Here is a 25,918-nt window from a genome sequence, read left to right as displayed (position 1 = left end):
GATTTCGTGGGTCTCGGGCGGCAGGTTCGGTTTCGCGGTCCAGCGGCGTGACGCCAGCGCCGGCGCCAGCAGGTCAGCGCGAAGCCCGCGCGCGCGGCTCGGATCCGGGAGCAGGCGCGGACTTCGGCATTCCGGGGAGAGGCGCCGCGGGCTCGGGCAGGCCGTAGCGGCGGTGCACCCAGCGGCGCGCCTCCTCGAGCGGGTAGGAGTCGCCGTAGACGATGCACTGCCCCACGATCCCGTCGAGCACGCTGCGGAGCATGATCTCCTCGAGCGCCGGATCCGCATCGCCGCGGTCGCGGAAGATGGAGCGCACCGCGTCCTCCGCGGCGATGACACCCGCCATGTGCCGCCGCTCCCCCTCCGCGAACAGGGCTCGCGTGGTCGGCTGCTGCTGCAGGGCGACCATCACGCGCTGCAGAGGCAGGGCGACCGCGGTCATGCCGAGTGCGGTGTCGATGATGGCCGCGAGCCGCACCTCCGGGGGGAGTGAGGCGGCGGACGGCGGGGGAACCTGCTCCTTGGCCGGCCGCGCGGCGGCACCCTCGGCCTCGGCGACACGGGCTCCCGCCGCSGCACCCGCCGCCGCGGCACCCGCACCCGCGGACTCGGCCACAAGGGCGTGATCGGCCGGCCCGCTGTGCGCGATGCCGAGCAGCATGTCGAACCAACGGTCGATCACGGCCTGGACGAGCTGCTCCTTGCCGCCGAAGTAATAGTTGACCAGACCCTGGGCGACACCCGCACGCCCGGTGATGTCGGCGATCGTGGCGCCGTCGATCCCGCGCTCGGCGAAGACGTCGATCGCCGCCTCGAGCAGGCCCTCGCGCGAGCGCTCCCGAGCGATGCGGTTCTGCTCCGGGGAGCGTGCCATGCGCCGTGCCTTCCGGATCCGTTTTCCGGGTGACGGATCCTTTCGCTACATTAATCACTGAATCTACATTCAACCTACGTAAACCCTCACGCCCCGGAGGCCTCTCATGCACGGCAGTGCCCGCGTCGATCTGAACGACCTCGGCAGCCTCGTCGGATGGCTCTTCGCGCAGTGGTGGGTGTGGGTGATCGTCGGCGTCGTCGTGCTGTTCTTCCTGGTGATCTGGATCCTGCCGGCCGCGAAGGTGAAGCCCTCCGAGGCGTACTCGACCGATGACCGCGAGGCGAACGAGATCGCCCTGGGCTTCCTGCAGATCGTGAACCAGCCGTCCGGCCCGTGGAACGACCCGACCGCGTCCGCGCTGACCCAGGGCGAGAAGAAGCGCCTGGTCGAGATGTGGGGGGTCGCCACCCGCGAGGAGTGGCTCGCCGGCATCGAGCGGCTCGTCACCGTTCGGCGTCGCCGCGACGTGTGGGTGACGTGCCTCGCCATCCGTGCAGACCTCGCAGGACGCCTCGGCCGCGTGCCGAAGTCCAAGGAGTGGACAGCCGCGATCATCGAGGCCGGCGGCGACAAGCGCGACGCCCGCTCCTTCGTCGCGGCGATCGAGGGCGTCGAGGCGCAGGTGCGCAAGCTCGTCGGCAAGGACATCGTCACGCCCGACGTCTACGTCCGCACGCTCGACGGCTACGCGCTCGGCCAGGCCGTCGCGCTCGCGACCTGGGGTGTCGCCCTGGGCCACGCCGACGTGGCGGAGGCGCGCGCGATCATCCACCGCATCAACGAGGAGGGCCGCCCCGCGTTCTCCTCCTGGGCCGACTTCGGCCTGAGCTACATCACGGGCCGCGTGATGCACTGGAGCGACGGCGTGATCGGCGAGAAGACCTTCGACAAGTTCGGCGACGGGTGGTCCGAGTTCAAGGCCGCCGCCACCGCGAAGCGCAACGGGCCGTGGGCGTCTCTGCCCTGGCGGGTCGGGTGAGCGGAATCTCATGAGCACGGATCCGCGCGCCGCGGAGCCGATCCGGATCGATCTCTCCGCCCTGCGCACCCCGCCGGGAATGCGCACGCTGCTCGCCTATGAGCGAGCAGCGCGCATCCCCCTGCACCGACGCTTCTTCGTGGTGCTCGCCGGGGTGCTGCTGCTCACGGCGGCGATCGTGGCCGCGCTCTGGTGGCTCGGCTCCGTCGGGATGCTCGCCCGCGTGCCGCTGCTGGCCGCGTTCGGCGCCTTCTACGGCGCGCTGGGAGCGATCGGCTTCGTCTGGTACGCCGTGGGGCTCTCGCGCCGCGCGCGCCTGGCGATGTTCGCGTGGGCGAACGGGTGGGCCTATGCGGATCTGTTGCAGGGCACCCGACGTCCGGGTTCGGCGTTCACGCGCATGCGCCGCTCGATCGAGCGCGGCGTCGTCGCCTCGGAGGACGAGCGCATCCCGTTCGAGCTGGGCCTCGCGCGTTCGATCGGCAGTCGGGACGAGGCCGCGACCGTGCAGCGCCCCTTCGCCTTCATCGAGCTCCCGCTGCCCGCGAAGGTCCCGCACATCGTGCTGCGCAACCGCCGCCGCAGCATCGTGCCCACTCTGGGGCTGGGCGGCGCGCGGATGGATCTGGAGGGCCACTTCGCGTCCACGTTCCAACTGCTCGTGCCCGAGGGCTATCAGCGCGACGCGCTCTACATCTTCACGCCCGATCTCATGGCGCGGATCCTGGATCTCGGCGCCGGCGCCGAGCTCGAACTCGTCGAGGATCGCGCCTACCTGTATCTGCCCGGCAGCACCCGGTTCGATCGACCGGACGTGATGCAGGGGGCCGTGCAGCTCGCCGAAGAGCTGCACCGACGCTTCGCGGTGCGCACAGGCGCGTACCGAGACGAGAGCACCGGCCCGATCGAACGACCGGAGGGAGTGGCGATCGGGCTGGGCGGACAGCGCCTCGGCGGGCAGGGAGTATCCCTGCTCGCCGTGGCCGGCGTATCGGCGGCGGTGATCCTCTCCGCAGGGGTCACGGCGTTCGCGCTGTTCGGCGGAGCGATCCTGCGATCAGGGGGTTGACCGCAGGCGCCGGTCTCTTGGGGGGATCGGCGACCGACGCCTCGTCTCCTGCGCTGTGCACGGCAGGGAGGCGGGGCGCTTCGGCGTCTGTGCGTGGCACGCGTCTCACGCCGATGCGGCGACGCACCTCACGCCGACCCGCGCACCACCAGCTCGGTGCCGAGGGTCGTGCGGTGCGGAGGGGCTGACCCCGTGAGCCGGTCGATCAGCACGCCCGCGAGCGCCTCGCCCTGCGCGTGCATGGGCTGGCGGATCGTGGTGAGTGCCGGATCCGTCGAGAGCGCCACGGGCGAGTCGTCGAAGCCGACGATCGCGACGTCCTCCGGAATCCGCACGCCCGCGCCGCGGAGCGTCCGCAGCACGCCGCGGGCCATGAGGTCGCTCGCCGCGAAGACCGCATCGGGCAGCGCGCCTCCTGGTCGGGCGGCGCGCGTGAGCAGCTCCTGAGCCGCACGCGCGCCACTGGCCTCGGAGTAGTCACCCGCGATCTCGGCGAACGGCTGCAGCCCGTCCTCGGCGAGACGCGCACGGAAGCCGGCGAGCCGATCCACGGCACCGGCCATCGACAGCGGTCCGGTCACGGTCGCGATCCGTCCTCGCCCGATGCCCCGCAGGTGCTCGACCGCCTGCCGCCCGCCGGTGACGTTGTCCACGTCCACGAACCAGTCGTCATCGCCGCCGTTGGTACGACGACCACCGAACACGACAGGCACCGCCTCGACGATGCGGTCGACGAAGGCGTCGCTGTTGTGGTGGGACAGGATGATCGCACCGTCCACTCCGCCGTTGCGCACGAAGCCCGTCATCCGGCCGCCCGGATCGTCGCTCGCGATCAGCAGGTTCAGGATGTAGTCCGAGCGCGCGATCCGGTCGCTGATACCCGCCACGACCGCGCCGAAGTAGGGGTCGCCGAAGAAGCGGCGGGTGTCCTCTGGCACGACGAGCGCGATCGCGTGCGTCTGCCGCAGAGCGAGCGAACGCGCCGCGCGGTTGGGGACGTAGCCGAGGCGCGCGATCGCGTCCTGCACCGACTCGAGAGCGTGCGGGCTCACCGCGGTCGATCCGTTCACGACCCGCGACACCGTCGACCGGGAGACGCCCGCCGCGGCCGCGACCTCCTCGATCGTGGCGCGCCCTGAGCCGCGCGGATCCGACGCCCAGCCCTCCGCTCGACCCTCGGTCCGGCCCTGCGCTCGGCCCTGCGCAGCCTTCGACCCGGTGCCTCCGGCACCCGGGTTCGACGCACCGGACATGCTCAGACCGCCCGGGCCGCGATGATCCTGGCGTACTCGCGCCCGGAGTCCTTCACGATCCGCTCCTGCGTGTCGTAGTCGACCCGGACGATCCCGAACCGCTTGCCGTAGCCCCATGACCACTCGTAGTTGTCCAGCAGCGACCACGCGAAGTAGCCGCGCACGTCGACGCCCTCCTCGATCGCGTCATAGGTCGCCGCGACGTGCTCGCGCAGGAACATGGCGCGCTCCGAGTCGTGCACGACGCCGCCGACGATGACCCCCGTCTCGGGGTCGGCCACGCGTCCGCCCTCGAGCTCGTCGTCATACGCCGCGCCGTTCTCGGTCACGTAGAGCGGCAGCCCCGGCGCGTACTCGGTGCCGAGCCGCCGCAGCAGCCGGGTGAGCCCCTCGGGTTGCACCTCCCACCCCATGCCCGTCCGCGGCAGCCCTCGCTCGACCCAGTGCACGTCATCCGCAGCGGGGAACGGCGAGCGCGTGCGCCGTGCGTTCTCGCCCTCGACGCCGCCGTCGTGCGGCGTGCCCTCGCTGCCCGACTGCGGCGTCCCGGAGAGCAGTTCGCCGTGGTAATAGTTGATGCCCAAGCAGTCCAACGGCGCGGCGATGGTTTCGAGGTCGCCGTCGTGAATCGCGGCTGCCCAGCGGCGCACCGCGATCGGATCCACCTCGCGGATGTCGGAGACGACGTCGTCCGGATAGGCGCCGCGGAGCACCGGATCCAGGAACCATCGATTGAACTGCCCGTCGATGCGGCGTGCGGCGTCGACGTCGGCGGGGTCGCGGGCGTCGGCGGGATCGGCGACCGTGAGGTTCAGCGTGATCCCGAGGTCGAGCTTCGGATCCCGCTCCCGCAGCGCCTGGACCGTGCGGCCGTGCGCCAGCAGCAGGTGGTGCGCGGCGAGCATGCCGTCCTCGATGCTGACCCGGCCCGGCGCGTGCACGCCCGCGGTGTAGGACAGGAACGAGGAGCACCAGGGCTCGTTCAGCGTGGTCCAGTGCTGCACGCGGTCGCCGAGCGCGTCGTGCACGCTGAGCGCGTACTCGACGAAGCGCTCCGCGGTGTCGCGGGACGTCCAGCCGCCCTTCTCCTCGAGCGCCTGGGGCAGATCCCAGTGGTACAGCGTGAGCCAGGGCACGATGCCGCCCGCGAGCAGCTCGTCGACGAGGCGGTCGTAGAACGCGAGGCCTGCGGGGTTGACCGCGCCGCCGTCGGGGCGCACGCGCGCCCACGAGGTGGAGAAGCGGTAGGCCTGCAGGCCCAGCTCGCCCATGAGCCGCACGTCGTCGGCGTAGCGGTGGTAGTGGTCGCAGGCGACGTCGCCGGTTTCGCCGTTCAGCACGGCACCGGGTTCGCGGGCGAACGCGTCCCAGATCGATGCGGTGCGGCCGTCCTCGAAGGCGGCGCCCTCGATCTGGTACGCGGCGGTGGCGGCCCCGAACAGGAAGCCGTCGGGGAATCGGCGGACGGACGTGTTCAAGGGCGCTCCTTCGCTCGGYGCGTCGTCGGGTCGGCGCGGTGGTGGATTCGCGGCAGGGCTCGGCATGAGGCACTCATGCCGCATGAGAGCGTCCCCGACGATCCGGATCAGGCTATGGGAGCGCTCCCACGATGTCAACAGCCGCGGTGGCGCCGCCGTTCCGCGCGGAACTCAGTCGATTCGTGCACGCGGGACCCGTTTCGCGACCGGCAACCCCCGATTCGACTGAGTTCGGCACGCCCCGCGCCCGAGACCGCACCGCGTACCCTGGACCGGTGACCTCCTCGCCCGCGCTCGTCCGTGCCGAATCGCTCATCCGCTCGATCCCGGACCACCCGGAGCCGGGCATCCTGTTCCGCGACATCACACCGCTGCTGGCGGACCGCGAGGCGCTGCAGGCGACGACCGAGGCTCTCGTCGCGCCGTTCCGCGGATCCTTCGACGTCGTCGCGGGGATCGAGGCGCGCGGCTTCATCCTCGCCGGAGCGGCAGCGATCGAGGCGGGGACCGGCTTCGTGCCGATCCGCAAAGCGGGCAAGCTTCCCCTTCCGGCCGCGTCCGTGGACTACGCGCTCGAGTACGGCACCGCCACGATCGAGATGCACGACGACCTGCCCGCCGGATCCCGGATCCTGCTCATCGACGACGTGCTCGCCACCGGCGGCACCCTGGCCGCAGGCCGGAGGATCGTCGAACAGCTCGGCTATCACGTCGCCGGGATCTCGGTGCTCTTCGAGATCGACGGGCTGGGTGGCCGCGACGTCGTCGGCGATGTGCACACCGTGTTCCGCAGCTGAACCCCTCCCGCCCCGTGCTGCCCTCGAAGAGTGCGCCGGCCGGCGACCGGGCGGCGACCGGCCGGCGACCGGGCGGCGACCGGGCGGCGAAAACCGGACGGTAGACTGGACGCGCCCTCCCGCCCGCGACATTTCGGAGCCTCGAATGCCCACCATCGTCGTCGACGTCATGCCCAAGTCCGAACTGCTCGACCCGCAGGGGAAGGCCGTCTCCGGAGCGTTCGCCCGCACCGGCGTGACCGCGTTCAGCGACGTCCGCATCGGCAAGCGCTTCGAGCTCACGGTCGACGGTGACATCACCGACGACGTGCTCGCCGAGGCTCGGCGGATCGCCGAAGAAGTGCTCTCCAACTCCGTGATCGAGGACGTCGTCGGCATCGAGGTCGCGGAATGACGATCCGGATCGGGGTCGTCACCTTCCCCGGCTCCCTCGACGACCGCGATGCTCAGCGCGCCGTGCGCATCGCCGGCGCCGAGCCGGTCGCGCTCTGGCACGGGGATCACGACCTCGCCGGCGTCGACGCCGTGATCCTGCCCGGCGGCTTCAGCTACGGCGACTATCTGCGCTCCGGCGCGATCGCCGCGCTCTCGCCGATCATGACCGAGGTCAAGGACGCGGCGGCCAAGGGCATGCCGATCCTGGGGATCTGCAACGGTTTCCAGATGCTCGTCGAGGCGCACCTGCTGCCCGGCGGCCTGATCCGCAACGACCACCAGCACTTCGTGCGCCGCGACCAGAAGCTCACGGTCGAGAACGCCGACACGGCGTGGACCCGCGACTTCCGCGCCGGCCAGGAGATCATCATCCCGCTCAAGAACGCCGAGGGCGGCTACATCGCCTCCGACGAGACGCTCGATCGCATCGAGGGCGAGGGCCTGGTCGCCTTCCGCTATGCGGGCGTGAATCCGAACGGATCCCTCCGCGACATCGCCGGCCTCACCAACCCCGCCGGCAACGTCGTGGGTCTGATGCCGCACCCCGAGCACGCGACCGAGCCCGGCTTCGGCCCCGACACGTCCGCCGCGATGCGCAGCGGCGTCGACGGCCTGCCGTTCTTCACGAGCGCGATCGCCGCGATCGCCCGCGTCGCCGCCTGACCCCCTCCTACTTTCGAGTCGTCCCCGTCAGCGGATCCCCCGGGGTCCGCTGACGGGGACGACTCTGTTGGTGGGGGCCATCACCGGGGGGGCGTTGCGCGTGCGGATCCCCGGGGTTAGCGTCGGAACCGTCCCCGACGTTGGGAGAAGCGCATGGCCGGCCGGTTCGTGTACTGGATGAACGTGTCGCTCGATCTGCGGATCGAAGCCGCCCCTGGCGATGACGGCGGCGGCGACTGGATGCGGATCGACGAACCGCTGCATCTCGAGTTCAACCGGCGCGCCGCGGAGCTGTCCCTCATGGTGCAGGGCCGTCGCGTATTCGAGATCATGGAGTCGTTCTGGCCCGCCGCGCGTGACGACGCCTCGCTGCCCGCGTTCATGCGGGAGTACGGTGCGATCTGGACCGACAAGCCGAAGATCCTCGTCTCGCGCACCCGGGCCGAGGCGCCGTTCCACACGCGGGTCATCGGCGAGAACGCGGTCTCCCGGCTCGCCGAGGTCCGTGCCGAGACCGAGGGCAGCATCGGCGTCGGCGGGGCGACGCTCGCCACGGCGCTGCTCGACGCAGGCCTGCTCGACGAGCTCCTGCTGTTCACGCACCCGGCGATCCTCGGATCCGGTCGCCCGCTGTTCGACGATCCGCGCCCCGGCGAGCCCAGGCCCCCGGTGATCCTCGATCTGCTCGAGCAGGCCTCCTACGACCAAGGCGTCACCCTGCACCGCTACGCCATCCACCGCTGAGCGTCCCTCGTGGCTGAGCCCCCCTCGTGGCTGAGCCCCCCCGTGGCTGAGCCCCCCACCTCCCAGTCGTCCCCATCAGCGGACGCGATAGGCGCCGCTGACGGGGACGACTCGAAGTAGGAGCGGCCACCACAGGGGGCGGCGGTGCGACGGTCGGCCGAGGGCCGGCGGCCAGACCCCGATCAGGACGGCCATCACCACGACCGTGACGAGTTCGTGCGCGATGTTCAGCACGGTCAACGAACTGGGGCGCCCCTCGAAGGCGTCGTGCGTGATGAACCGCGCCGCCGTGAACCCCATCCACAGCGTGATCGCCGTGACCAGCGCCGAGAGGAAGAAGGATCCGCCGTAGAAGTGCCAGGCGATCGCCGTTGCTCCGGCGAGCACCCAGGCCGTGAGGAAGCTCACGATCACGGTCGCGATGATGGCGAGGACAGGGCTGCCCTTGGGGTTGTCGAGGTCGACCCCCGCGAGGCGGGCCCAGCGGGTGCCGAGCACACCGCGGGCGTACCAGATGGATCCGACGATCATGCTCGATGCGGTCGCCAGCAGTACGGCCCAATAGTTGATCTCGGGAACCATGACAGCCTCCTCAGGTCGGTGCCGGACCGCCGACAGCGCCCCGGTGCGCTCAGAGTACCGCCGCAGCGCTCCCCATCGCCCGGTCGTCCCCGTCAGCGGACGCTATAGGCCCCGCTGAGGGGGACGACTCGAAAGTGGGAGGGCAAGCGAGGGGGCGCCAGGGCCGGGGCGGGGGTCACCGGGCGGGGGTCACCAGGGGCTGGGCTCGTAGTCCTTCAGGAACACGCCGTGGACGTCCTCGCCGGCCTCGCCGCGCACGATCGGGTCGTACACGCGGGCGGCGCCGTCGATGAGGTCGAGCGGAGCGTGGAACCCCTCCTCGGCGAGGCGCACCTTCGTGTGGTGGGGGCGCTCGTCGGTGATCCAGCCCGTGTCGACCGCGGTCATCAGGATCCCGTCGGTCTCCAGCATCTCGCCGGCGCTCGTGCGCGTGAGCATGTTCAGCGCGGCCTTCGCCATGTTCGTGTGCGGGTGCCCTGGGCCCTTGTACCGCCGAGAGAACTGGCCCTCCATCGCCGAGACGTTCACGATGTGCTTGCGTCGGGCGGGCGAGGCGGCCATGGCCGGACGCAGCCGGCTGATGAGCAGGAACGGCGCCGTCGTGTTGCAGAGCTGCACCTCGAGCATCTCGAGCGGATCCACCTGGTCCACGCTCTGCACCCAGCTGTTCACCCGGTTCACGTCGGGCACGAGGCCGCCCGCGTCGATCGCCGTGCCGTCCGCGTGCTTCGCGAGGGAGGAGGATCCCGGCGCCATCGCGAGGCGGGACAGGTCTTCTGCGGTGAGCGCCTGACCGCCCTGTTCGGCGATCGTGCCGCCCAGCGAAGCGGCCGACAGTAAGGGCGTGGCGATGGACAGCAGCGGGTGCGCGTCGACCGAGGCCTGCAGTGCCTCGGGATGCGGGTCCGCGGTGTGCCCGAAGGTCTCCATCTCGGGCAGCGGCCCGTCCGGAAGCGGCTGCAGCTCGGCGTCGGCGAGCAGCGAATACGCGCCGGGCGAGCGGCGCACGGTCTGCGCGGCGTTGTTGATGAGGATGTCGAGCGGGCCCTGAGCTGCGACCGAGTCGGCGAGCGCGATCACCTGAGCGGGGTCGCGCAGGTCGATGCCGACGACGCGGAGCCGGTGCAGCCAGTCGGCCGAGTCCGGAAGCGCCGCGAACCGGCGCACCGCGTCGCGCGGGAACCGCGTCGTGATCGTGGTGTGCGCGCCGTCGCGGAGCAGCCGCAGTGCGATGTGCATGCCGATCTTGGCGCGGCCTCCGGTGAGCAGCGCGCGCCTGCCGTCGAGGTCGGTGCGGGCGTTGCGCTTGCCGTGGCTGAACCGCGCGCAATCGGGGCAGAGCTGGTGGTAGAACGCGTCGACCGTCGTGTACGGCTGCTTGCAGATGTAGCAGTTGCGGGGCTTCAGCAGCTCGCCGGCGGTCGGAGCATCGGTCACGCTGCTCTCGAGGTCGAGACCACGCGTCTCGTCGTCGATGCGGTCCGGGGCTCCCGTCGCGGTCGCCGCGATGGTGGCGCGGTCGGCTTCGGCGATCGCATCTCGGATCTCCCGGCGGCGCACGCGCTTGGCGGCCTTGAACATGGCCGAGGTCCCCCGGCGCACGGCGATGAAATCGGGGTGATCCTGATCGAGCCCGTGCAGCTCGGCGAGCACGCGGAGGGTGGTCGCGAGGTCGGTCGGGTCGATGCCGGATCCGACGGCGTCGCCGCCTGTCGTGGCGCTGCGGTCGCTCTGCGTCGACGGGGCGTCGGAGGGGGCGTCGGTCATTGTCCCCATTTTACGCGAGCCGGCTGGATGAGTGCCCGGGCGTTGCGCCGCCCCGCGCTGTCGAGCGCACGGGTGGTTGCCGAGTGCACGGGTCGTTGCCGAGCCATGCACTCGGAGCCGTCGGCCCGCCCCGGCCCACGAACACACGGCTTGCTACCGAGTGCACGGCCAGTTCCCGTCGAGATCCCGTGCACACGACAGGATCCCGTGCAGTCGGGCGGATCCCGACGCGAGTGAGCGCGTCCGTGAGGTGCTGACTTCTATCCGGACCGACGAGTGCACGACTTGTTGCCGGCTGCACGGCTTGCTGACGCGGAGAAGCCGTGCGCTCGGCAGGATCCGGTGCATCCGGCAGGATCCGGTGTATCCGGCAGGATCCGGTGCAGCCGGCAGGAACGGGTGCACCCGGGCAAGATCCCGTGCACTCGGCGGGATCCGGTGCACCCGGCACGATCCCGTGCACTCGGCAGGAACCCGTGCACCCGGCAGGAACCGGTGCACCCGGCAGGATCCCGTGCAGTCGAGGGGATCCGGCGGGCGCGTCGGGGCATACGCTCGAGGGGTGAGCCTGCTCGTCACCGTCCCCACCGCCGAACTCGCCGCCGACATCGCCGCCCAGGGCCCGCTGCCCGATGGCGTGGAGGTGCAGGTCTGGGACATGACCACGCCCCCGCCTGCGGCGCGGATCGACATCGTCGTGCCGTCGTACCTCGGACGGCAGCGCTTCGCCGCACTGGACGGCGTCGACGTCGGTCTCGTGCAGGGGCAGATGATCGGGTACGAGGCCGTGATCGATCGCGTGCCTGCGGGGGTGCCGTTCGCGAACGCCGCCACCGTGCACGAGCCCGCCACCGCCGAGCTCGCCGTCGCGCTGACGCTCGCGGCGCAGCGCGAGCTGCCGCGGTTCGTGCGCGCGCAGGACGCGGGCGTCTGGGATCGGGCGTTCACATCGAGCCTCGCGGATCGGCGCGTGCTGCTGGTCGGCATCGGCGGCGTCGGCAAGGCGGTGGCCCGTCGCCTCGCCGGCTTCGAGACCACCATCACCGCGATCGCGCAGACCGCGCGCACCGAGGTGATCGACGGCGTCGGCGAGATCACCGTGCACGCGCTCGCCGACCTGCCGGCGCTTCTCCCCGACGCGGAGATCGTCATCCTGTCTCTGCCCGGCGGATCCGCCACGCACCGGCTGTTCGACGCGGCGATGTTCGCGCGTATGGCCGACGGGGCGCTGCTCGTCAACGTCGGTCGCGGAACGCTCGTCGACACGCACGCGCTGGTCGCCGAGAACGGCCGGATCCGCGCCGCCCTGGACGTCATGGATCCGGAGCCGCTGCCCGAGGGACACCCGCTGTGGACCGCTCCCGGCGTGCTGTTCACCCCGCATGTCGGCGGCGCCTCGACCGCCATGAGCCCGCGCATCGCGGCCCTCGTGCGGACGCAGATCGACCGCATGCTCGCGGGCGCGGAGCCGGTGAACCTCATCCCGCGGTGAACTCGCGCACGGCTTCCGCGCGGGCCGCAGTCGGGCGTCCGGCCGCCACCGTTCTCAGGATGGATACGCCGGTTCGGCGTTCCCCGACCTCGGATTCCGCGGATCCGCAGAATCCATCCTGAGAACGGGATGCCCGCTCGACGGCGGCGGCCGCTGCAGCAGGGGAGCAATCCCGCTCGAACCGATTCGATCCCCGCGTTTCCGGGATCCACCGGCATCCCGGTAGCCTGATCGCATGGCCGAGATCGAGCAGCAGTCCGCCCCCGGATCCGAGTGGTGGCGCACCGCCGTCATCTACCAGATCTACCCGCGCTCCTTCGCCGACGCGAACGGCGACGGCATCGGCGATCTGCCGGGCATCACGTCCCGTCTGGACGCGCTGCAGCAGCTCGGCGTCGACGCGATCTGGCTGAGCCCGTTCATGCCCAGCCCGCAGAAAGACGCGGGCTACGACGTCTCCGACTACCGCGGCGTGGATCCGCTCTTCGGCACGCTCGACGATTTCGATGCGATGCTCGCCGCCGCGCACGCCCGCAGCATCCGCGTGATCGTCGACCTGGTGCCGAACCACTCCTCCGATCAGCACCGCTGGTTCCAGGAGGCGCTGCAGGCCGCTCCCGGCAGCCCCGAGCGCGCGCGGTACATCTTCCGCGACGGCAAGGGCGAGCACGGTGAGCTGCCGCCGAACAACTGGCAGAGCGTGTTCGGCGGCGGCATGTGGACCCGGGTCACCGAGCCCGACGGCACGCCGGGCCAGTGGTACCTGCACATCTTCGACCCGAGCCAGCCCGACTTCGACTGGACGAACGAAGAGGTGCGCGAGGAGTTCCGGGGCGTGCTTCGCTTCTGGCTCGACCGCGGCGTCGACGGCTTCCGGGTGGACGTCGCACACGGCATGATAAAGAAGGCGGGGCTGCCCGACTACACGCCCGGCGACGGCGCCGACTCCATGGGCGGCGACCAGGAGGACGTGCCGTACTGGGGCCAGCCCGGCGTGCACGAGATCTACCGCGACTGGCACGACGTGCTCGCCGCCTACGACGGCGACCGCGCCCTGTGCGCGGAGGCGTGGCTGCCCACGCTCGACCAGATCGCGCTGTGGGTGCGCCCCGACGAGATGAACCAGGCGTTCAACTTCAACTACCTGATGACGCCGTGGAACGCCGAGGAGCTGCGCGCCGTCATCCGCGACTCCCTCGACGCGTTCGGCGCGGTCGGCGCCCCCAGCACCTGGGTGCTCTCGAACCACGACGTCGTGCGTCACGCCTCGCGGCTCGCGCTCACGTGGGACAACCCGCAGGGCGACGGCATCGGCCCGCGGGACGAGCCCAAGCCCGATGGGGCCCTCGGCCTCGCGCGCGCCCGCGCCGCGACCACGGTGATGCTCTCGCTGCCCGGATCCGCCTACCTGTACCAGGGCGAGGAGCTGGGCCTGCCCGAGGCGATGGAGATCCCGGACGAGTTCCGGCAGGACCCCACCTGGTTCCGCACGAGCGGCAAGCGCTACGGACGCGACGGCTGCCGCGTGCCGCTGCCGTGGAGCGGCACCGAGCCGTCGTACGGCTTCAACGACACCGGCGCCTCGTGGCTGCCGCAGCCCGCGGAGTGGGCGGAGCACACGCGCGCGCTCGAGGACGGATCCGACACCTCGACCCTCAGGCTGTACAAGACGCTGCTGCAGCTGCGCAAGGAGCGCGGGCTCGGATCCGGATCCCTCGTCTGGGAGGATCTGGGATCCGATGCGGTCGCGTTCCGGCGCGGCGATCTGCACATCGCGGCGAACCTCGGCGAGACCCCTCTGTCGCTGCCGGCGGGTGCCGCGATCGTGGTGCACAGCGCGCCCGAGGCCGGGTCCGTGCTGCCGCCGAACGCCGCCGCCTGGTACACGATCGCGAGCTGACCGCCGGGGACCGCGAGCTGACCGCGAGACCGAACCTGCGTCCCGAGACCGCGCATACCATCGTCGGTCTCGGGACGTGGTTTCGGTCTCGCGGCCAGCTGCGCGCTCAGCGGGCGCGGCCAGCCCGCCGAGGTCAGGCCGGGTCGAGCGCACCCACGGACGGTGCGTCCGAGCCCACCCCGCCCGCAGAGCCCGCCCCATCCGCCGAGCCCACCCCGCCCGCCGAGCCCACCCCGCCCGCCGAGCCCGCCCCATCCGCCGAACCCACGGCGCGGCGCCGGTGCGTCGCCGCGGTGACGAGCTGCACCACGAGCGTCACCGCGAGCACCGCGCCCGAGAGCAGCAGAAGCTGATCCGGCAGGGCGCCCTCGGCGAGCGCGAGTCCGCCGAGGGCGCTGCCCAGCCCGCTGCCCAGCATCATGGCGCTGTTGTTGAGCGCAAGCACGAGGGCGGCCACGGCCGGCGGCACCATCGTGGCGAGCCGCGTCTGGGCCGCGACGCCGGATCCGCCGTTGAAGAAGGCGGACACCAGGAACCAGGCGAGTCCCGCCACGGCGCCGGCGACACCGGGGAGCATGAGCCCCGCCCAGCCGAGCACGGCGGCGGCGAGCACGGTGGCGACGATGACGGTGAGCACGGCCACGGGCCCGCGCCGGTCAGTGACCCGGCCGGAGACGATGTTGCCGACGAGGCTCACGATGCCGTAGCCGAACAGGGCGCCGATGATCGGGTATCCCTCGCCGATGCGCGGGCCGAGGATCAGGGTCGCGTAGGTGAAGCAGAGGTAGCTCGCGCACATGAGGCCCATCGGCACCAGCAGCACGAACAGGATCGCCGGACGCGTGAGCGGGCTCAGCGCCGCGCGCAGGGACAGCGGCGGAAGGCGCAGCGGCCGCACCTTCCACAGGATCCCGACGAGCGCCGCCGCGCCGACTCCAACCACGAGGAACAGCGGGATCCGCCAGTCGGCCTGCCCGATCACGAGCCCGACCGGCACGCCGAGCGCGGTCGCGAACAGGAAGCCGCCCATCACGAGCGAGAGCGCCCTGCCGCGATAGTGCTCGGGGGTGCGCGCGATCACGTAGGAGCCGATCACGGCGTTCAGCAGCGCCCCGCCGAGGGCCGACACCACGCGCCCGCTCATCGCCCAGAAGTAGGTCGGCGCGAGGCCCACCATGAGGTTGCCGAGCACGAAGACGCCGAGGGACAGCACGATCGTCGACTTGCGCTCCCATCGTCCGGTCAGAGCTCCCAGCACCGGACCGGCGATCGCGCCCGTCACCGCGAACACGCTCATGAGCTGCCCTGCGGCGGCCGCATCGACCTGCAGGTCCGTGGCGATCTGCGGCAGCAGCCCTGCTAACACGTAACCGTCGATCCCCATCGAGAAGGTCGCGACGGCGAGCCAGATCAGCGCTCCAGGCCGGAAGCCGGTGTCGTCAGCAGTCGTTCGCACCAGGTCATCCAACCAGAGCGGATCCGTTCCGCGCCCCTCTTTTGCGAGGATTCCGGACGAATTGTCGGACACCGGGTCAACCGACCACCTCGAACGCGGCCGACAGCAGGGCCTCCTCCCTCGACGACGGCCCGACCAGCAGTGCGAACGCACCGGGTTCCACCCGGCGGATCCCCGCGGCGTCGACGATCGTGCAGTCGGCGACCGGCAGCTCCAGCGGCACCCGAGCGGACTCCCCCGGCGCGAGGTCGACCTGGCGGTAGGCCTTGAGCTCCTTGTCGGTCCAGCTCGCGCTCGTCACGACGTCGCGTACGTACACCTGCACCGTCTCGCGCACGGGGCGAGCTCCGGTGTTGGTCACCGTCACCTCGGCGACGATCGTCTCGTCGGCGCCGAGCGTCGCCGAGGCCAGCCCCAGTCGGGAGTACTCCACGGTCGTGAACGACAGCCCGTCGCCGAACGCCCACGCCGGCGCCTGGGTGAGGTCCGCGTAGCGGCTGCCGTGCTGCCCGCGGATCTGGTTGTAGTAGGTCGGCTGCTGGCCGACGTGTCGCGCGAACGAGATCGGAAGACGTCCAGAGGGCTCGATCGCGCCGGTGATGAGCTCGGCGATCGCCTGCCCCCCGTGCATGCCGGGGTTCGCGGCCCAGATGACGGCGGCGGCCTTCGCCGTCGAGGCCGGGAGCACGAGAGGCTTGGACGCCAGGAGCACCACCACGACCGGCTTGCCCGACGCGATCATCGCATCGAGCAGCGCGTTCTGGCCCCCGATGAGCTCGAGCGTCGCGGTGGAACGCCCTTCGCCGACGAGCTCGATCCGATCGCCGACCACGGCGACGACGACGTCTGCGGCGTCCGCGGCGCTGACGGCCTTGGCGAGGAGGCGCGGATCGGGCTCGGCCGGCACCACGACCGGCGGCCGGGGCTGCCCGTCCGGAAAGGTCGCGCCGAGCGGGTCGTCCTCGAGCGTGAGGATGTCCGCGCCGTGCGCGTGCTGCACGGCCAGGCCGGCCGTCCCACGCAGGCCGTCGAGCACGGTCGTGATCATCTCGCGGGGCTGCCCGTCGAGCCACCCCGCCTGACCGGATCCGCCGGCCCAGTCGCCGAGCTGGGTCTGCGCATCGTCGGCGAGCGGCCCCACCACGGCGACGCGGATCGGATCCGCCGGAGCGAGCGGAGCCGTGGCCCCGAGCGGCAGCACCCCGTCGTTCTCCAGCAGCACGATCGAGCGTCGGGCGACCTCGAGGTTGAGGTCGGAGTGCTCCCGGCTGCCCACGACGGCGTCCAGCCCCGGCGACGGCAGACGCGGATCCTCGAACAGCCCGAGGTCGAACTTGAGCGTGAGGATGCGCGCGACGGCGGCGTCGAACGCCTCCGTCCCCAGCAGGCCCTTCTGCACCGCCTCGAGCGCGCCCTCGAAGAAATGCGGCGTGGTCATCACCATGTCGTTGCCGGCGGTCACCGCCGCTGCGGCGGCATGCGCGTAGTCGGGCTGCACGCGCTGCTCCCAGACCATCCTGCCGACGTTGTCCCAGTCGGTGATGAGCGTGCCGGTGTAGCCCCACTCGCCGCGCAGCACGTCGCTGAGCAGCCAGTCGTTGACCGTGATCGGCACCCCGTCGGTGGTCTGGTAGCCGAGCATGAACGTGCGGCAGCCCTCGCGCGCGACGCGCTCGAAGGGCGGCAGGAACCAGCTGCGGAGCTTGCGCCGCGAGATGTCCGCCTCACTCGCATCCCGCCCGCCCTGGGTCTCGGAGTAGCCGGCGAAGTGCTTCGCCGTGGCGAGGATCGCGGTCGGATCCCCCAGGCCCTCCCCCTGATAGCCGCGCACCATCGCGCTCGCGAGCTCGCCGATGAGGAACGGATCCTCGCCGAACGTCTCGCTGATCCTCCCCCAGCGCAGGTCGCGGGCGATGCACAGCACCGGCGAGAACGTCCAGTGGATCCCCGTCGCCGCAACCTCCTCGGCCGTGGCGCGGGCGACCTGCTCGATCAGCCCCGGGTTCCAGGTGGCCGCCATGCCGAGCTGCGTCGGGTAGATCGTCGCGCCCGGCCAGAACGAGTGCCCGTGGATGCAGTCCTCTCCCACCAGCAGCGGGATGCGCAGGCGGGTCTCGGCGGTGAGCCGGTTCGCCTCGAGGATGCGCTCTGGGGAAGTGTGCAGGATCGAGCCGACGTGACGCCGCAGCACATGATCGCGCAGGTCGTCGCGCGCGTCGAGCTGCAGCATCTGCCCGACCTTCTCCTCGACCGTCATGCGGCCGAGGAGGTCGGCGACGCGTTCGGGTGTGCCGAGGCTCGGGTCGCGGAAGGGCAGGACGTCGCTCATGCGGTGGTGCTCTCCGGGTCGGCGGCCGCTCCGGCCGCGGGGGACGCCGCTGGCAGTGCTGCGGGCAGCGCGGCGGGGCGCACCGCGGTCACGGCGGCGTTCTGGTCGATGCCGCGCTTCTTGAGGGCGCGGGCGCGCTCTCCGGCGGAGCGCAGGCGAGGGTTGACGTACTCGTCGATGCCGAAGTTGATCAGCGACAGCGCGACGCCGAGCAGGGCGATGCAGAGCCCGGCGGGCACGTACCACCACCAGTAGTCGGGGAAGGCGTTGTTCTGCTGCGCCCAGAACAGGATCGTGCCCCAGTTCAGGTTGGACACCGGGATGACCCCGATGAACGCGAGCGTCGTGAGCCCCAGCACGGCGGCGGTCATGGTGCCCACGAAGCTCGACGCGATGATCGCCATCAGGTTCGGGAGCATCTCGACCAGGATGATCCGGTGCAGCGGTTCGCCGTTGGCGCGCGCGGCCTGGATGAAGTCGCGGTTGCGCAGCGACATCGTCTGCGCGCGCAGCACCCTCGCACCCCATGCCCAGCCGGTCAGGCCCAGCACCGCGGCGATGATCCACAGCGGCGGATCCTGGAACTGCGAGGCGACGATGATGATCAGCGGCAGCGCAGGGAGCACCAGGAAGACGTTCGCGAGCGCGGAGAGGGCCTCGCTCTTCCAGCCGCGCAGATAACCGGCCGTCACGCCGACGACGATGGCCACGACGGTCGCCATGATCGTCGCCAGGAAGCCGACGAGCAGCACGCCGCGGGTGCCGTAGACCAACTGGCTGAAGACGTCCTCGCCGATGTGCGTCGTGCCCAGCAGGTGCTGCAGAGACGGCGCCTCCAGCGTCTGATCCAAGTGCTGCGCGGTCGGCGGATACGGCGCGATCCACGGTGCGAAGATCGCGACGAGCACGAACACGCCCAGGATGATCAGTCCGGCCGCCGACTTGGGGTTGCCGAACATGGCGAGCGACGCGCGCAGCTGCGACCAGAAGGTGCGCCGGGGTCCGGGCCCGGGATCCGCGGTCAGCACTGCGGCGGTCCCCGGCGTGCCGGCGCCGGGCGCCGTCACGAGGAGTTCTTGATTCGTGGCAGGAGCGTTCATGCTCAGCCCTCCGTCTGACGGGTGCGCGGATCGAGGATGGCGTAGACGATGTCGGCGATGATGTTCGCCACGAGCACCGCCATCACCAGGACCAGGAAGATCCCCTGCATCAGGGCATAGTCCTTGGCGTTGGTCGCGTTCAGCAGGAGCAGGCCGATCCCGGGGTAGGAGAAGACCATCTCCATCACGATCGTGCCGCCGACGATGAACCCGAGCGACAGCGCGAAGCTCTGGATCTGCGGCAGCACCGCATTCCGTGCGGCGTACTTCCAGAGCACGCGCCGGTTCGGCAGGCCCTTCGCCTGCGCCACGGTGATGTAGTCCTCGTCGAGCACCGTGAGCATCATGTTGCGCATGCCGAGCACCCACCCGCCCAGCGACGCGATCACGATCGTCAGCACGGGCAGTGCGGCGTGCGAGAGCACCTGGCCGATGAACTCGCCGTTCCACCCCGGCTCGACGCCGACCTCGTAGGCGTGCCCCGCCGGGAACCAGCCCAGCGTCGAGGAGAAGAACGCGATGAAGATGAGGCCGAACCAGAAGTACGGCACTGTGCCGAGGAACGTGGTCACCGGCACGAAGACGTCCAGCGCGCTGCCGCGCCTCCAGCCGATCACGGCGCCCACGCTCGTGCCGATCGCGAAGGAGATCACGGTGGCGACGCCGACCAGCCCCAGGGTCCACGGCAGCGCGGAGGCGATCGCCTCGTTCACCGGAGCCATGCCGGTCGAGATCGAGACGCCGAGGTCGCCGCGCAGCAGCATGCCCCAGTAGTCGAGGTACTGCTGCCACAGCGGTACCGAGGAGTCGAGGCCGAACATCAGGCGCAGCGCCTTCTCCGCGGCGGGCGTCAGCTGACCCTGGCTGCGGGCCATGAACGAGTCGACCGCGTCGCCCTTCATCATGCGCGGGATGAAGAAGTTGATGGTGATCGCCGCCCACGCGGTGAACAGGTAGAACGCGGCGCGGTTCAGGATGAAGCGCCACGGCACGCGGATCCCCCCGCGTTCGGCGCGGGTCGCGGTCGTGCCCACCAGCGTCGGATCGACGGCGGGGGAGATCGCCGGTTCGGTCGAGACGGTCGTCGGTTCGGCGCTCATCGCGCACCTCCTGCCACCGGCACCGCGGGCCTGCCGAAGTGCTTCTCGGGATCGGGCGACGCGGCGCGCAGCTCGCGGGTGTAAGGATCCTGCGGGTTCAGGATCACGTCGTCGGCGGGGCCGCGTTCGACGACCCGGCCCTGGTTGAGCACCATGATCTCGTCGCTGAAGTGGCGAGCGGTCGCCAGGTCGTGCGTGATGTAGAGCACGCCGAGCCCCTCCTCGCGCTGCAGCTCTGCGAGCAGGTTCAGCACGCCGAGCCGGATCGAGACGTCGAGCATCGAGACCGGCTCGTCGGCGACCAGCAGGTCGGGGCGGGAGGCCAGCGCCCGGGCGATGGCGACGCGCTGACGCTGCCCGCCGGAGAGCTCGTGCGGACGACGGTCGATCACGGCGCCGGGCTCYAGCCGGACGCGGTCGAGCAGCCGCCGCACCTCGGCATCGACGTCCTTGCGCGCCACGATCCGGTCCAGCTGCAGCGGACGTTCGATGTGGTGCCGGATCGAGTGAGACGGATTCAGCGAGGCGAACGGATCCTGGAAGACCATCCGCAGGCGCTGACGGTAGCGGCGAAGGCCCGCACCCCGGCGCGGGATGGCCTCGCCGTCCAGCAGCACCTCACCGTGCGTGGGGGATTCGAGCTGGGTGAGGATCTTCGCGATCGTGGACTTTCCACTGCCCGACTGCCCGACCAGGCCGATGGTCTGGCGCGGGCCGAGCGTGAAGCTCACGTCGTCCAGCGCCTTGATCCGGCCTGCCCCGCGGACGTTGTAGATCTTCGTGACGTTCTTTACCTCGAGCGTCGTCATCGCCGCACCATCCCTCTCTCCCCCGTGAGCCGCGGGAACGAGCTCAGCAGGGTTCGCGTGTACTCGTGCTGCGGATCGGTCCAGATCTGCTCGGCTGTGCCGAGCTCCACGATCTCCCCGGCGCGCATGATCGCGATCCGGTCGCTGATCTCCAGCAGCAGCGGCAGGTCGTGCGTGATGAACACGACGGAGAAGCCGAACTCGCGGCGCAGCTGCGAGATCTGGCTGAGGATCTCGCGCTGGACCAGCACGTCCAGCGCGGTGGTCGGCTCGTCCATGACCATGAGCTGCGGACGCAGCGCGAGCGCCATCGCGATCATCACGCGCTGGCGCATCCCGCCGGAGAGCTCGTGCGGGTAGGAGCGTCGCCGCTGCCCGCCCACCTTCACGATCTCCAGCAGCTCGACGACCGCATCCCGGCGTTCGACGCGGCTCATCGCCGGGCGGTGCACCCGGAAGACGTCGTCCAGTTGCGCGCCGATCGTGGCCACCGGGTTGAGCGCGTTCATCGCGCCCTGGAAAACCATCGAGATCCGATCCCAGCGGAACCGGCGCATCTGCTCGACATCGAGCGCGTTCACGTCGACGTCCTCGCCGGACGCGTCGTGGAACGTGACGCTGCCGCCGGTGATCACGGCCGGGGGCTTGAGCAGCCGCTGCACGCCGTACGCGAGGGTCGTCTTGCCGCAGCCACTCTCGCCGGCAAGGCCCACGATCTCGCCGCGGCCGATCTCGAGGGTGACGTTCTTGACCGCCGCGACGGGCGGATCCACGTCGTACACGACCKAGAAGTCGCGCACGGTAAGAAGGGGGTCYGTCATGAGGGCATCGCTTTCGAGCTTTCTGCGGGCGGGCGCAGGGGCGGACGCGGGCTCGCGCCCGGCGTCCACCCCGCGGCGAGCGGGAGGTTACTTGCCCGTCGGCTTCAGCTTCAGCACGACCTGGACCGCGGAGGGCTGCGTCGGGTCCGCCGTGGCGTACTGCTGGTCCTCGCTCGGCCACCCGGTGTACTTCCTGGTGTTGTACTCGCCCAGCTGCGGGTGGGTGCCGATCGGGATCGCCGGCACGTCCTCCACGAAGATCTTCTGCAGCTTGTTCAACGCATCCGTGCGGGTCGCGTCGTCCGAGGCCTGCGCGTACTGCGCCAGCAGCGCGGTCGCCTCGGGGTTGTTGTAGCGGCCGAAGTTGTCGGAGACCTTGCCGCCGGCCGCCTGCTCGAGGTAGGCGCCGTTCATCACATCGTCGTAGATGTGCCAGGGGTTCGTGCCCGACCCCGTCCAGTGCAGCGCGGCGTCGAAGTTGCCGGTCGCGACGTTGCTGAGCCAGGTGTCCGCGTCGGGCGTGGCGACCTTGGCATCGGCGCCCAGCGTGCTCTTGACCTGGGTGGCGACGAGCTGGATGCCGGTGACGTAGTCGTTCCAGCCCTGCGGATCCTGCAGCGTGAACGACACCGGAGCGCCGGCCGGATCGATCAGCGCGTCCTTGTTCCAGGTGTAGCCCGCATCGCTGAGCACCTTCTTGGCGCCGTCCACGTCGATCGAGAAGGTCTTGTCCTTGTAGTCCGGTGCGATGTACTGGTCGCCCGTCGGCTGCGGGATCCCCGTCACGCTGGTCAGCTCGGGACCGGCGTTGCTGCGCGCCTTCTCCGCGTGCGCCTTGCGGTCGATGACCATGTTCACGGCCTTGCGGAACGCGGGGTCGTTGAACGGCGCCTTGGTCGTGTTCACCACGATCATGTCGGGGCTCAGCACATTGGCCGCCCAGAACACGTTGTGCTTCGGATCCTTGTCGACGTAGTTCTTCTGGAAGTCGGTGATGAAGATCTGCGCCCAGTCGGTCTCGCCGTTCTGCAGACCGCGGAGCAGACCGGTGTTGTCGTTGTACTCGAGGTACTTGAGCTGCGGGACGGGCACGTCGCCGCCCCAGTAGTCCTTGCGCGAGGAGAGCACGACGCCCTGCGAGGAGAAGCTCTTGATCGTGTACGGGCCGGTGCCGATGGCCTCCTTCACCGGATCCTTCGTCGGATCGGCGATGGCCTTCCACTGATGCTCCGGCACGATGCCGACCTGCAGCACATCGCCCTGCTTGACGAACTTCGACTCACTGAAGGTCAGCACGACCTTGTCGCCGTCCTTCTTGATGTCGGCCAGCTTGAGCCCGCCGAGATCGAGCGCAGGGGTGTTCTTGATCAGCGTGTAGGTGAAGACGATGTCGTCGGCGGTGAACGGCTTGCCGTCGCTCCATTTCACGTCGGCGCGCGGGGTGACCGTGAGCTGCGTGTAGTCGGCGTTCCACTCGACCTTCGAGGCGAGCCACGGCGTCGTCTCGTTCTTGCCGACCGGGTTCACCATGGCGAGCGGTTCGTAGATCATGCGGTCGTAGCCGAGCGACATGCCGGATCCGGTGCTGATGAACGGGTTGTTGATCTGGGTCGCGAGCACGGCGGCCCCATCGGGCTTCGCGATCGTGAGCGAACCACCGGCCGAGCCGGAGGCGCTGCTGCCGCCCGATGAGCAGCCGGTCAGCGCCACTGCGCTGATCGCCGCGAACGCCGTCACCGCGATCAAGGTCTTCCTGAGCGTCATTGCTTCTCCTTCTGGTGGGGCACAGTCGTCGTGCGCCCATCTGGTGCGGGGTCCCGCTTCCTGGGGATTTACTTACTAGCGGGAAAGTAAGTAAAGGTGAGGTTACCGATCAGTAAGCTGTATGACAAGACGGGGAGGGGAAACGAAATGGTCACGACCACATCGAGCCGCGTGAAGTCGCGACCGGAGACCGAGCGCAAGCGCACGGAGATCCTCGAGGCCGCAGTCGAGATCTTCGGCGCGAAGGGCTCGACGAACGGCACCCTCGCCGACATCGCCGAGCAGGTCGGCATGACGCATGCCGGCGTGCTGCATCACTTCGGCTCGAAGCAGAAGCTGCTGCTCGAGGTGCTCGCCTATCGCGACCAGAGCGACGTCGCAGGACTCGCCGAGAAGCACATCCCCGACGGCCCCGCGCTCTTCCTGCACCTCGTCAAGACCGCGTTCACGAACGAGCTCCGGCCCGGCATCGTGCAGGTCTACACCGTCCTCTCCAGCGAGTCGGTCACCGACGACCACCCGGCACGCGGCTTCTTCGAGCACCGGTACGCCAACCTCAGGGACGAGGTGTCCGCGGCCTTCGGTGCACTGTGCGCCCAGGAGGGCGTGAACGACACCGCGGTGATCGCCCCCGCGTCCGCCTCGATCCTCGCGGTCATGGACGGCCTGCAGCTGCAGTGGCTGCTGGATCCGTCCGCCGTCGAACTCGCAGAGGCCAGCGCGTTCGCGATCCGGGCGATCGTGAACGGCGTACTCCACCCCGGGCCCGCGCTGGAGACCTACGTCACCGCGGAATGACCGTGCGTGCGGGCGAGCCGCGCCTCCACCCCGAGCAACCCGAACGCGACGACGGCGGCCGCGGTACGCACGGCATGTCCGATCTGCCAGCGGTCCCGCGTCGCCGCCCAGTCGGCCGGGGGCGACACGATGCTCCAGCCGCCCTCGGCGAGGTTGATCGGCACATTGACGACGAGCGTGACGACGAGCACCGCGAGCAGCAGCGCGAGCGCCGCAGAGGTCAGCCAGAAGCTCAGGTCCCGCACGCGCGCGTGCAGAACGGTGAGAACGCCCGTGGTGACGATCGCCGGGATCAGCAGCACACCGGCGAGAGTGGGCAGGGCGATCAGGGTCACCTGCTGGGTCTGCGCGTAGACGCTGCCGTCGAAGCCGCGCAGCGAGAGCTCGAGCACCAGGATGCCCACGAGGAATCCCGCGAACAGGCCGGTCAGCCCGTCGCTGAGGAACCGGAGGATCGAGCGGATCATGCTGCCGCCTTCTTTCCGCTGCCCTCACGGAGGAGGAGTTCGAGCAGGCGCGGCTTCTCCGCGACGGTCGCCACCGCGCAGATCTTCCGCACGTACTCGTCGGAGGACAGCTGGCGCAGCATCACGTCGGCCAGATCGGCGCGGGAGGTGTAGGACGCGTTGAGGTAGCCCTCCGCCGTCCGGTAGTCCGTGACCGCCGAGGTCTCGAAGAGCCCGTTGGGGCGCATGATCGTCCAGTCCAGATCGCTCGCCCGGACGAGCGCCTCCATCCGCACCATGTCGGCGTAGACCGTGCGGCCGAAATAGGCGACGATCGGGCCGGCGACCTTGTCGACGAAGAACCCGCCGTGCGGGCCTGCCCCGGGATCGACGAGGCTCGCGCTGACGCAGACCAGGCGACGGACGCCCAAGTCGGTCATCGCGGTCATGATGTTGCGCACCCCCTCGGAATAGACCGTGACGGGCTGCTTGCCGTAGGGCACGCCGAGACTGGAGAGCACCGCATCCTGCCCCCGGACGGCCGCGTGGACCGCGCCCGGATCGTGCACGTCCGCGCCGATCACGCGCAGCCGGTCGTCCCGGAGCGGGAACTCCTCGGGGCGACGGGTGACCGCCGTCACCTCGTGACCGGCCTGGAGCGCCTGAGCCGTGATGAGCCTGCCGGTGGGCCCATTCGCTCCGAACACGACGATCTTCATGATGACGCCCTTCCGCTAGTCTGTTTCTAGAACTCATATAATACGGAAACGGTAGCATATGAAAACCGAAGGATCATCGAAAGCGCCGGGGTCCCGACATGCGGATGCGGTGCGCGACGCACTCCGCGACACCCGCGTGCAGCTCTCCGTGCTCAATCACCGCATCGGATCCCGCTTGGAGGTGAGGGATACGGACTTCGACTGCCTCGACCTCATCTCGATCCACGGACCGCTCAGCCCCAGCGCCCTCTCCCGGCTCGCCGGGATCCGCCCCGCGACGATGACGGGGATCCTCGATCGCCTCGAGCGCGGCGGCTGGATCATCCGCGACCGCGACGCGGCGGACCGCCGCGCGGTGCTCCTGCGGGTGCTGCCGGAGCGCAACGCCGAGGTCTTCGACCTCTACTCCGGGATGAACGCGCAGCTCGACGAGATCTGTGCGGACTACGACGAATCCCAGCTCGCGATGATCACCGCCTTCCTCCGCCGGGTGCACGACGCAGGGGGCTCCGCCACGACGGCGCTCGCCGCACCATGACC

At 70.4% G+C, this 25,918-nt stretch carries 23 protein-coding genes and 1 pseudogene; 10 read left to right on the top strand and 14 right to left on the bottom strand.

Annotated elements, in window-relative coordinates:
- Window positions 1-73: 73 nt before the first annotated feature.
- Complete coding sequence (locus AC1DG4_RS10535) at window positions 74-874, bottom strand: TetR/AcrR family transcriptional regulator (protein ID WP_477381339.1); 801 nt, start codon at window positions 872-874, stop codon at window positions 74-76.
- Between the two features lie 106 nt (window positions 875-980).
- Here AC1DG4_RS10535 and AC1DG4_RS10530 point away from each other — a divergent pair, with 106 nt between their 5' ends.
- Entirely contained in the window at window positions 981-1,856 is an 876-nt protein-coding gene (locus AC1DG4_RS10530; protein ID WP_477381337.1) for a DUF1266 domain-containing protein, read from the top strand.
- A gap of 10 nt (window positions 1,857-1,866) precedes the next feature.
- Window positions 1,867-2,925 carry a hypothetical protein gene (locus AC1DG4_RS10525; protein ID WP_477381335.1) on the top strand — a complete coding sequence of 353 codons (1,059 nt, stop codon included), beginning with the start codon at window positions 1,867-1,869 and terminating at the stop codon, window positions 2,923-2,925.
- A 128-nt stretch (window positions 2,926-3,053) separates the two neighbouring features.
- On the opposite strand, the gene AC1DG4_RS10520 is transcribed toward AC1DG4_RS10525, so the two are convergent.
- Together AC1DG4_RS10520 and AC1DG4_RS10515 are read right to left on the bottom strand one after the other, a co-directional pair.
- Entirely contained in the window at window positions 3,054-4,178 is a 1,125-nt protein-coding gene (locus AC1DG4_RS10520; protein WP_477381333.1) for a LacI family DNA-binding transcriptional regulator, read from the bottom strand.
- A gap of 2 nt (window positions 4,179-4,180) precedes the next feature.
- Window positions 4,181-5,722: a glycoside hydrolase family 1 protein gene (locus tag AC1DG4_RS10515; protein ID WP_477381331.1), complete on the bottom strand. Its 1,542-nt coding sequence runs from the start codon at window positions 5,720-5,722 to the stop codon at window positions 4,181-4,183.
- 209 nt (window positions 5,723-5,931) lie between these two features.
- On the opposite strand from AC1DG4_RS10515, the gene AC1DG4_RS10510 reads away from it, so the two are divergent.
- The 4 genes from AC1DG4_RS10510 to AC1DG4_RS10495 all read left to right on the top strand — a co-directional run bounded on the left by AC1DG4_RS10510 (window position 5,932) and on the right by AC1DG4_RS10495 (window position 8,295).
- A complete protein-coding gene (locus AC1DG4_RS10510) occupies window positions 5,932-6,453 on the top strand; it encodes an adenine phosphoribosyltransferase (RefSeq protein WP_235281709.1) in 522 nt (173 codons plus the stop codon).
- 145 nt (window positions 6,454-6,598) lie between these two features.
- On the top strand, window positions 6,599-6,847 hold the full coding sequence (purS, locus tag AC1DG4_RS10505) for a phosphoribosylformylglycinamidine synthase subunit PurS (protein ID WP_477381329.1): 249 nt from the start codon (window positions 6,599-6,601) through the stop codon (window positions 6,845-6,847).
- Window positions 6,844-7,551: a phosphoribosylformylglycinamidine synthase subunit PurQ gene (gene purQ, locus AC1DG4_RS10500; RefSeq protein ID WP_477381327.1), complete on the top strand. Its 708-nt coding sequence runs from the start codon at window positions 6,844-6,846 to the stop codon at window positions 7,549-7,551. The genes purS and purQ overlap by 4 nt, the downstream gene beginning before the upstream one ends.
- Before the next feature lie 153 nt (window positions 7,552-7,704).
- On the top strand, window positions 7,705-8,295 hold the full coding sequence (locus tag AC1DG4_RS10495) for a dihydrofolate reductase family protein (RefSeq protein ID WP_477381325.1): 591 nt from the start codon (window positions 7,705-7,707) through the stop codon (window positions 8,293-8,295).
- Between the two features lie 162 nt (window positions 8,296-8,457).
- Here the strand turns inward: AC1DG4_RS10495 and AC1DG4_RS10490 are convergent.
- Window positions 8,458-8,877 (bottom strand): annotated as a pseudogene (locus AC1DG4_RS10490) (DUF1761 domain-containing protein); the annotation flags it as partial.
- Window positions 8,878-9,066: 189 nt separating this feature from the next.
- Complete coding sequence (locus AC1DG4_RS10485; protein WP_477381323.1) at window positions 9,067-10,644, bottom strand: SDR family NAD(P)-dependent oxidoreductase; 1,578 nt, start codon at window positions 10,642-10,644, stop codon at window positions 9,067-9,069.
- Between the two features lie 562 nt (window positions 10,645-11,206).
- Between AC1DG4_RS10485 and AC1DG4_RS10480 the strand changes: the two genes are divergently transcribed.
- Together AC1DG4_RS10480 and AC1DG4_RS10475 are read left to right on the top strand one after the other, a co-directional pair.
- Window positions 11,207-12,136, top strand: coding sequence for a 2-hydroxyacid dehydrogenase (locus tag AC1DG4_RS10480; RefSeq protein WP_477381321.1), 930 nt, complete (start codon window positions 11,207-11,209; stop codon window positions 12,134-12,136).
- 235 nt (window positions 12,137-12,371) lie between these two features.
- Window positions 12,372-14,036 carry a glycoside hydrolase family 13 protein gene (locus AC1DG4_RS10475; RefSeq protein ID WP_477381319.1) on the top strand — a complete coding sequence of 555 codons (1,665 nt, stop codon included), beginning with the start codon at window positions 12,372-12,374 and terminating at the stop codon, window positions 14,034-14,036.
- A gap of 133 nt (window positions 14,037-14,169) precedes the next feature.
- On the opposite strand, the gene AC1DG4_RS10470 is transcribed toward AC1DG4_RS10475, so the two are convergent.
- From AC1DG4_RS10470 to AC1DG4_RS10440, 7 genes are all read right to left on the bottom strand, one after another.
- A complete protein-coding gene (locus tag AC1DG4_RS10470) occupies window positions 14,170-15,492 on the bottom strand; it encodes an MFS transporter (RefSeq protein ID WP_477381317.1) in 1,323 nt (440 codons plus the stop codon).
- Window positions 15,493-15,568: 76 nt separating this feature from the next.
- The gene (locus AC1DG4_RS10465) at window positions 15,569-17,821 is read right to left on the bottom strand and encodes an exo-beta-d-1,3/1,6-glucosidase (RefSeq protein WP_477381315.1); all 2,253 of its coding nucleotides are present in this window, start codon (window positions 17,819-17,821) and stop codon (window positions 15,569-15,571) included.
- Window positions 17,818-18,921 carry an ABC transporter permease gene (locus AC1DG4_RS10460; protein ID WP_477381313.1) on the bottom strand — a complete coding sequence of 368 codons (1,104 nt, stop codon included), beginning with the start codon at window positions 18,919-18,921 and terminating at the stop codon, window positions 17,818-17,820. Before AC1DG4_RS10460 ends, AC1DG4_RS10465 begins: the two co-directional genes overlap by 4 nt.
- A 2-nt stretch (window positions 18,922-18,923) precedes the next feature.
- Window positions 18,924-20,021 carry an ABC transporter permease gene (locus AC1DG4_RS10455; RefSeq protein ID WP_477381311.1) on the bottom strand — a complete coding sequence of 366 codons (1,098 nt, stop codon included), beginning with the start codon at window positions 20,019-20,021 and terminating at the stop codon, window positions 18,924-18,926.
- Window positions 20,018-20,830, bottom strand: a complete 813-nt coding sequence (locus AC1DG4_RS10450) for an ABC transporter ATP-binding protein (RefSeq protein ID WP_477420426.1) — start codon at window positions 20,828-20,830, stop codon at window positions 20,018-20,020. Before AC1DG4_RS10450 ends, AC1DG4_RS10455 begins: the two co-directional genes overlap by 4 nt.
- Window positions 20,827-21,651: an ABC transporter ATP-binding protein gene (locus AC1DG4_RS10445; RefSeq protein WP_477421224.1), complete on the bottom strand. Its 825-nt coding sequence runs from the start codon at window positions 21,649-21,651 to the stop codon at window positions 20,827-20,829. Before AC1DG4_RS10445 ends, AC1DG4_RS10450 begins: the two co-directional genes overlap by 4 nt.
- A gap of 87 nt (window positions 21,652-21,738) precedes the next feature.
- The gene (locus AC1DG4_RS10440) at window positions 21,739-23,415 is read right to left on the bottom strand and encodes an ABC transporter substrate-binding protein (protein WP_477381307.1); all 1,677 of its coding nucleotides are present in this window, start codon (window positions 23,413-23,415) and stop codon (window positions 21,739-21,741) included.
- A gap of 147 nt (window positions 23,416-23,562) precedes the next feature.
- Between AC1DG4_RS10440 and AC1DG4_RS10435 the strand changes: the two genes are divergently transcribed.
- Complete coding sequence (locus AC1DG4_RS10435) at window positions 23,563-24,213, top strand: TetR/AcrR family transcriptional regulator (RefSeq protein WP_477381305.1); 651 nt, start codon at window positions 23,563-23,565, stop codon at window positions 24,211-24,213.
- On the opposite strand, the gene AC1DG4_RS10430 is transcribed toward AC1DG4_RS10435, so the two are convergent.
- Entirely contained in the window at window positions 24,195-24,680 is a 486-nt protein-coding gene (locus AC1DG4_RS10430) for an anthrone oxygenase family protein (RefSeq protein WP_477381303.1), read from the bottom strand. The two genes, AC1DG4_RS10435 and AC1DG4_RS10430, sit on opposite strands and share 19 nt — an antisense overlap.
- Window positions 24,677-25,378, bottom strand: coding sequence for an NAD(P)-dependent oxidoreductase (locus AC1DG4_RS10425; RefSeq protein ID WP_477381301.1), 702 nt, complete (start codon window positions 25,376-25,378; stop codon window positions 24,677-24,679). Before AC1DG4_RS10425 ends, AC1DG4_RS10430 begins: the two co-directional genes overlap by 4 nt.
- A 109-nt stretch (window positions 25,379-25,487) precedes the next feature.
- On the opposite strand from AC1DG4_RS10425, the gene AC1DG4_RS10420 reads away from it, so the two are divergent.
- The gene (locus tag AC1DG4_RS10420) at window positions 25,488-25,916 is read left to right on the top strand and encodes a MarR family winged helix-turn-helix transcriptional regulator (protein ID WP_477381299.1); all 429 of its coding nucleotides are present in this window, start codon (window positions 25,488-25,490) and stop codon (window positions 25,914-25,916) included.
- Window positions 25,917-25,918: the final 2 nt, after the last annotated feature.

The sequence above is a fragment of the Microbacterium sp. 05N427 genome (assembly GCF_056397105.1).
The sequence above is the reverse complement of the archived record's forward strand: the minus strand, read 5'-3'. Positions and strand labels throughout refer to the sequence as shown.

Coding starts and splice junctions, on each gene's coding strand:
- AC1DG4_RS10530 (WP_477381337.1), top strand. CDS start 981: ATGCACGGCAGTGCCCGCGTCGATCTGAACGACCTCGGCAGCCTCGTC.
- AC1DG4_RS10525 (WP_477381335.1), top strand. CDS start 1,867: ATGAGCACGGATCCGCGCGCCGCGGAGCCGATCCGGATCGATCTCTCC.
- AC1DG4_RS10520 (WP_477381333.1), bottom strand. CDS start 4,178: ATGTCCGGTGCGTCGAACCCGGGTGCCGGAGGCACCGGGTCGAAGGCT.
- purS (WP_477381329.1), top strand. CDS start 6,599: ATGCCCACCATCGTCGTCGACGTCATGCCCAAGTCCGAACTGCTCGAC.
- purQ (WP_477381327.1), top strand. CDS start 6,844: ATGACGATCCGGATCGGGGTCGTCACCTTCCCCGGCTCCCTCGACGAC.
- AC1DG4_RS10495 (WP_477381325.1), top strand. CDS start 7,705: ATGGCCGGCCGGTTCGTGTACTGGATGAACGTGTCGCTCGATCTGCGG.
- AC1DG4_RS10485 (WP_477381323.1), bottom strand. CDS start 10,644: ATGACCGACGCCCCCTCCGACGCCCCGTCGACGCAGAGCGACCGCAGC.
- AC1DG4_RS10475 (WP_477381319.1), top strand. CDS start 12,372: ATGGCCGAGATCGAGCAGCAGTCCGCCCCCGGATCCGAGTGGTGGCGC.
- AC1DG4_RS10465 (WP_477381315.1), bottom strand. CDS start 17,821: ATGAGCGACGTCCTGCCCTTCCGCGACCCGAGCCTCGGCACACCCGAA.
- AC1DG4_RS10460 (WP_477381313.1), bottom strand. CDS start 18,921: ATGAACGCTCCTGCCACGAATCAAGAACTCCTCGTGACGGCGCCCGGC.
- AC1DG4_RS10455 (WP_477381311.1), bottom strand. CDS start 20,021: ATGAGCGCCGAACCGACGACCGTCTCGACCGAACCGGCGATCTCCCCC.
- AC1DG4_RS10440 (WP_477381307.1), bottom strand. CDS start 23,415: ATGACGCTCAGGAAGACCTTGATCGCGGTGACGGCGTTCGCGGCGATC.
- AC1DG4_RS10435 (WP_477381305.1), top strand. CDS start 23,563: ATGGTCACGACCACATCGAGCCGCGTGAAGTCGCGACCGGAGACCGAG.
- AC1DG4_RS10430 (WP_477381303.1), bottom strand. CDS start 24,680: ATGATCCGCTCGATCCTCCGGTTCCTCAGCGACGGGCTGACCGGCCTG.
- AC1DG4_RS10425 (WP_477381301.1), bottom strand. CDS start 25,378: ATGAAGATCGTCGTGTTCGGAGCGAATGGGCCCACCGGCAGGCTCATC.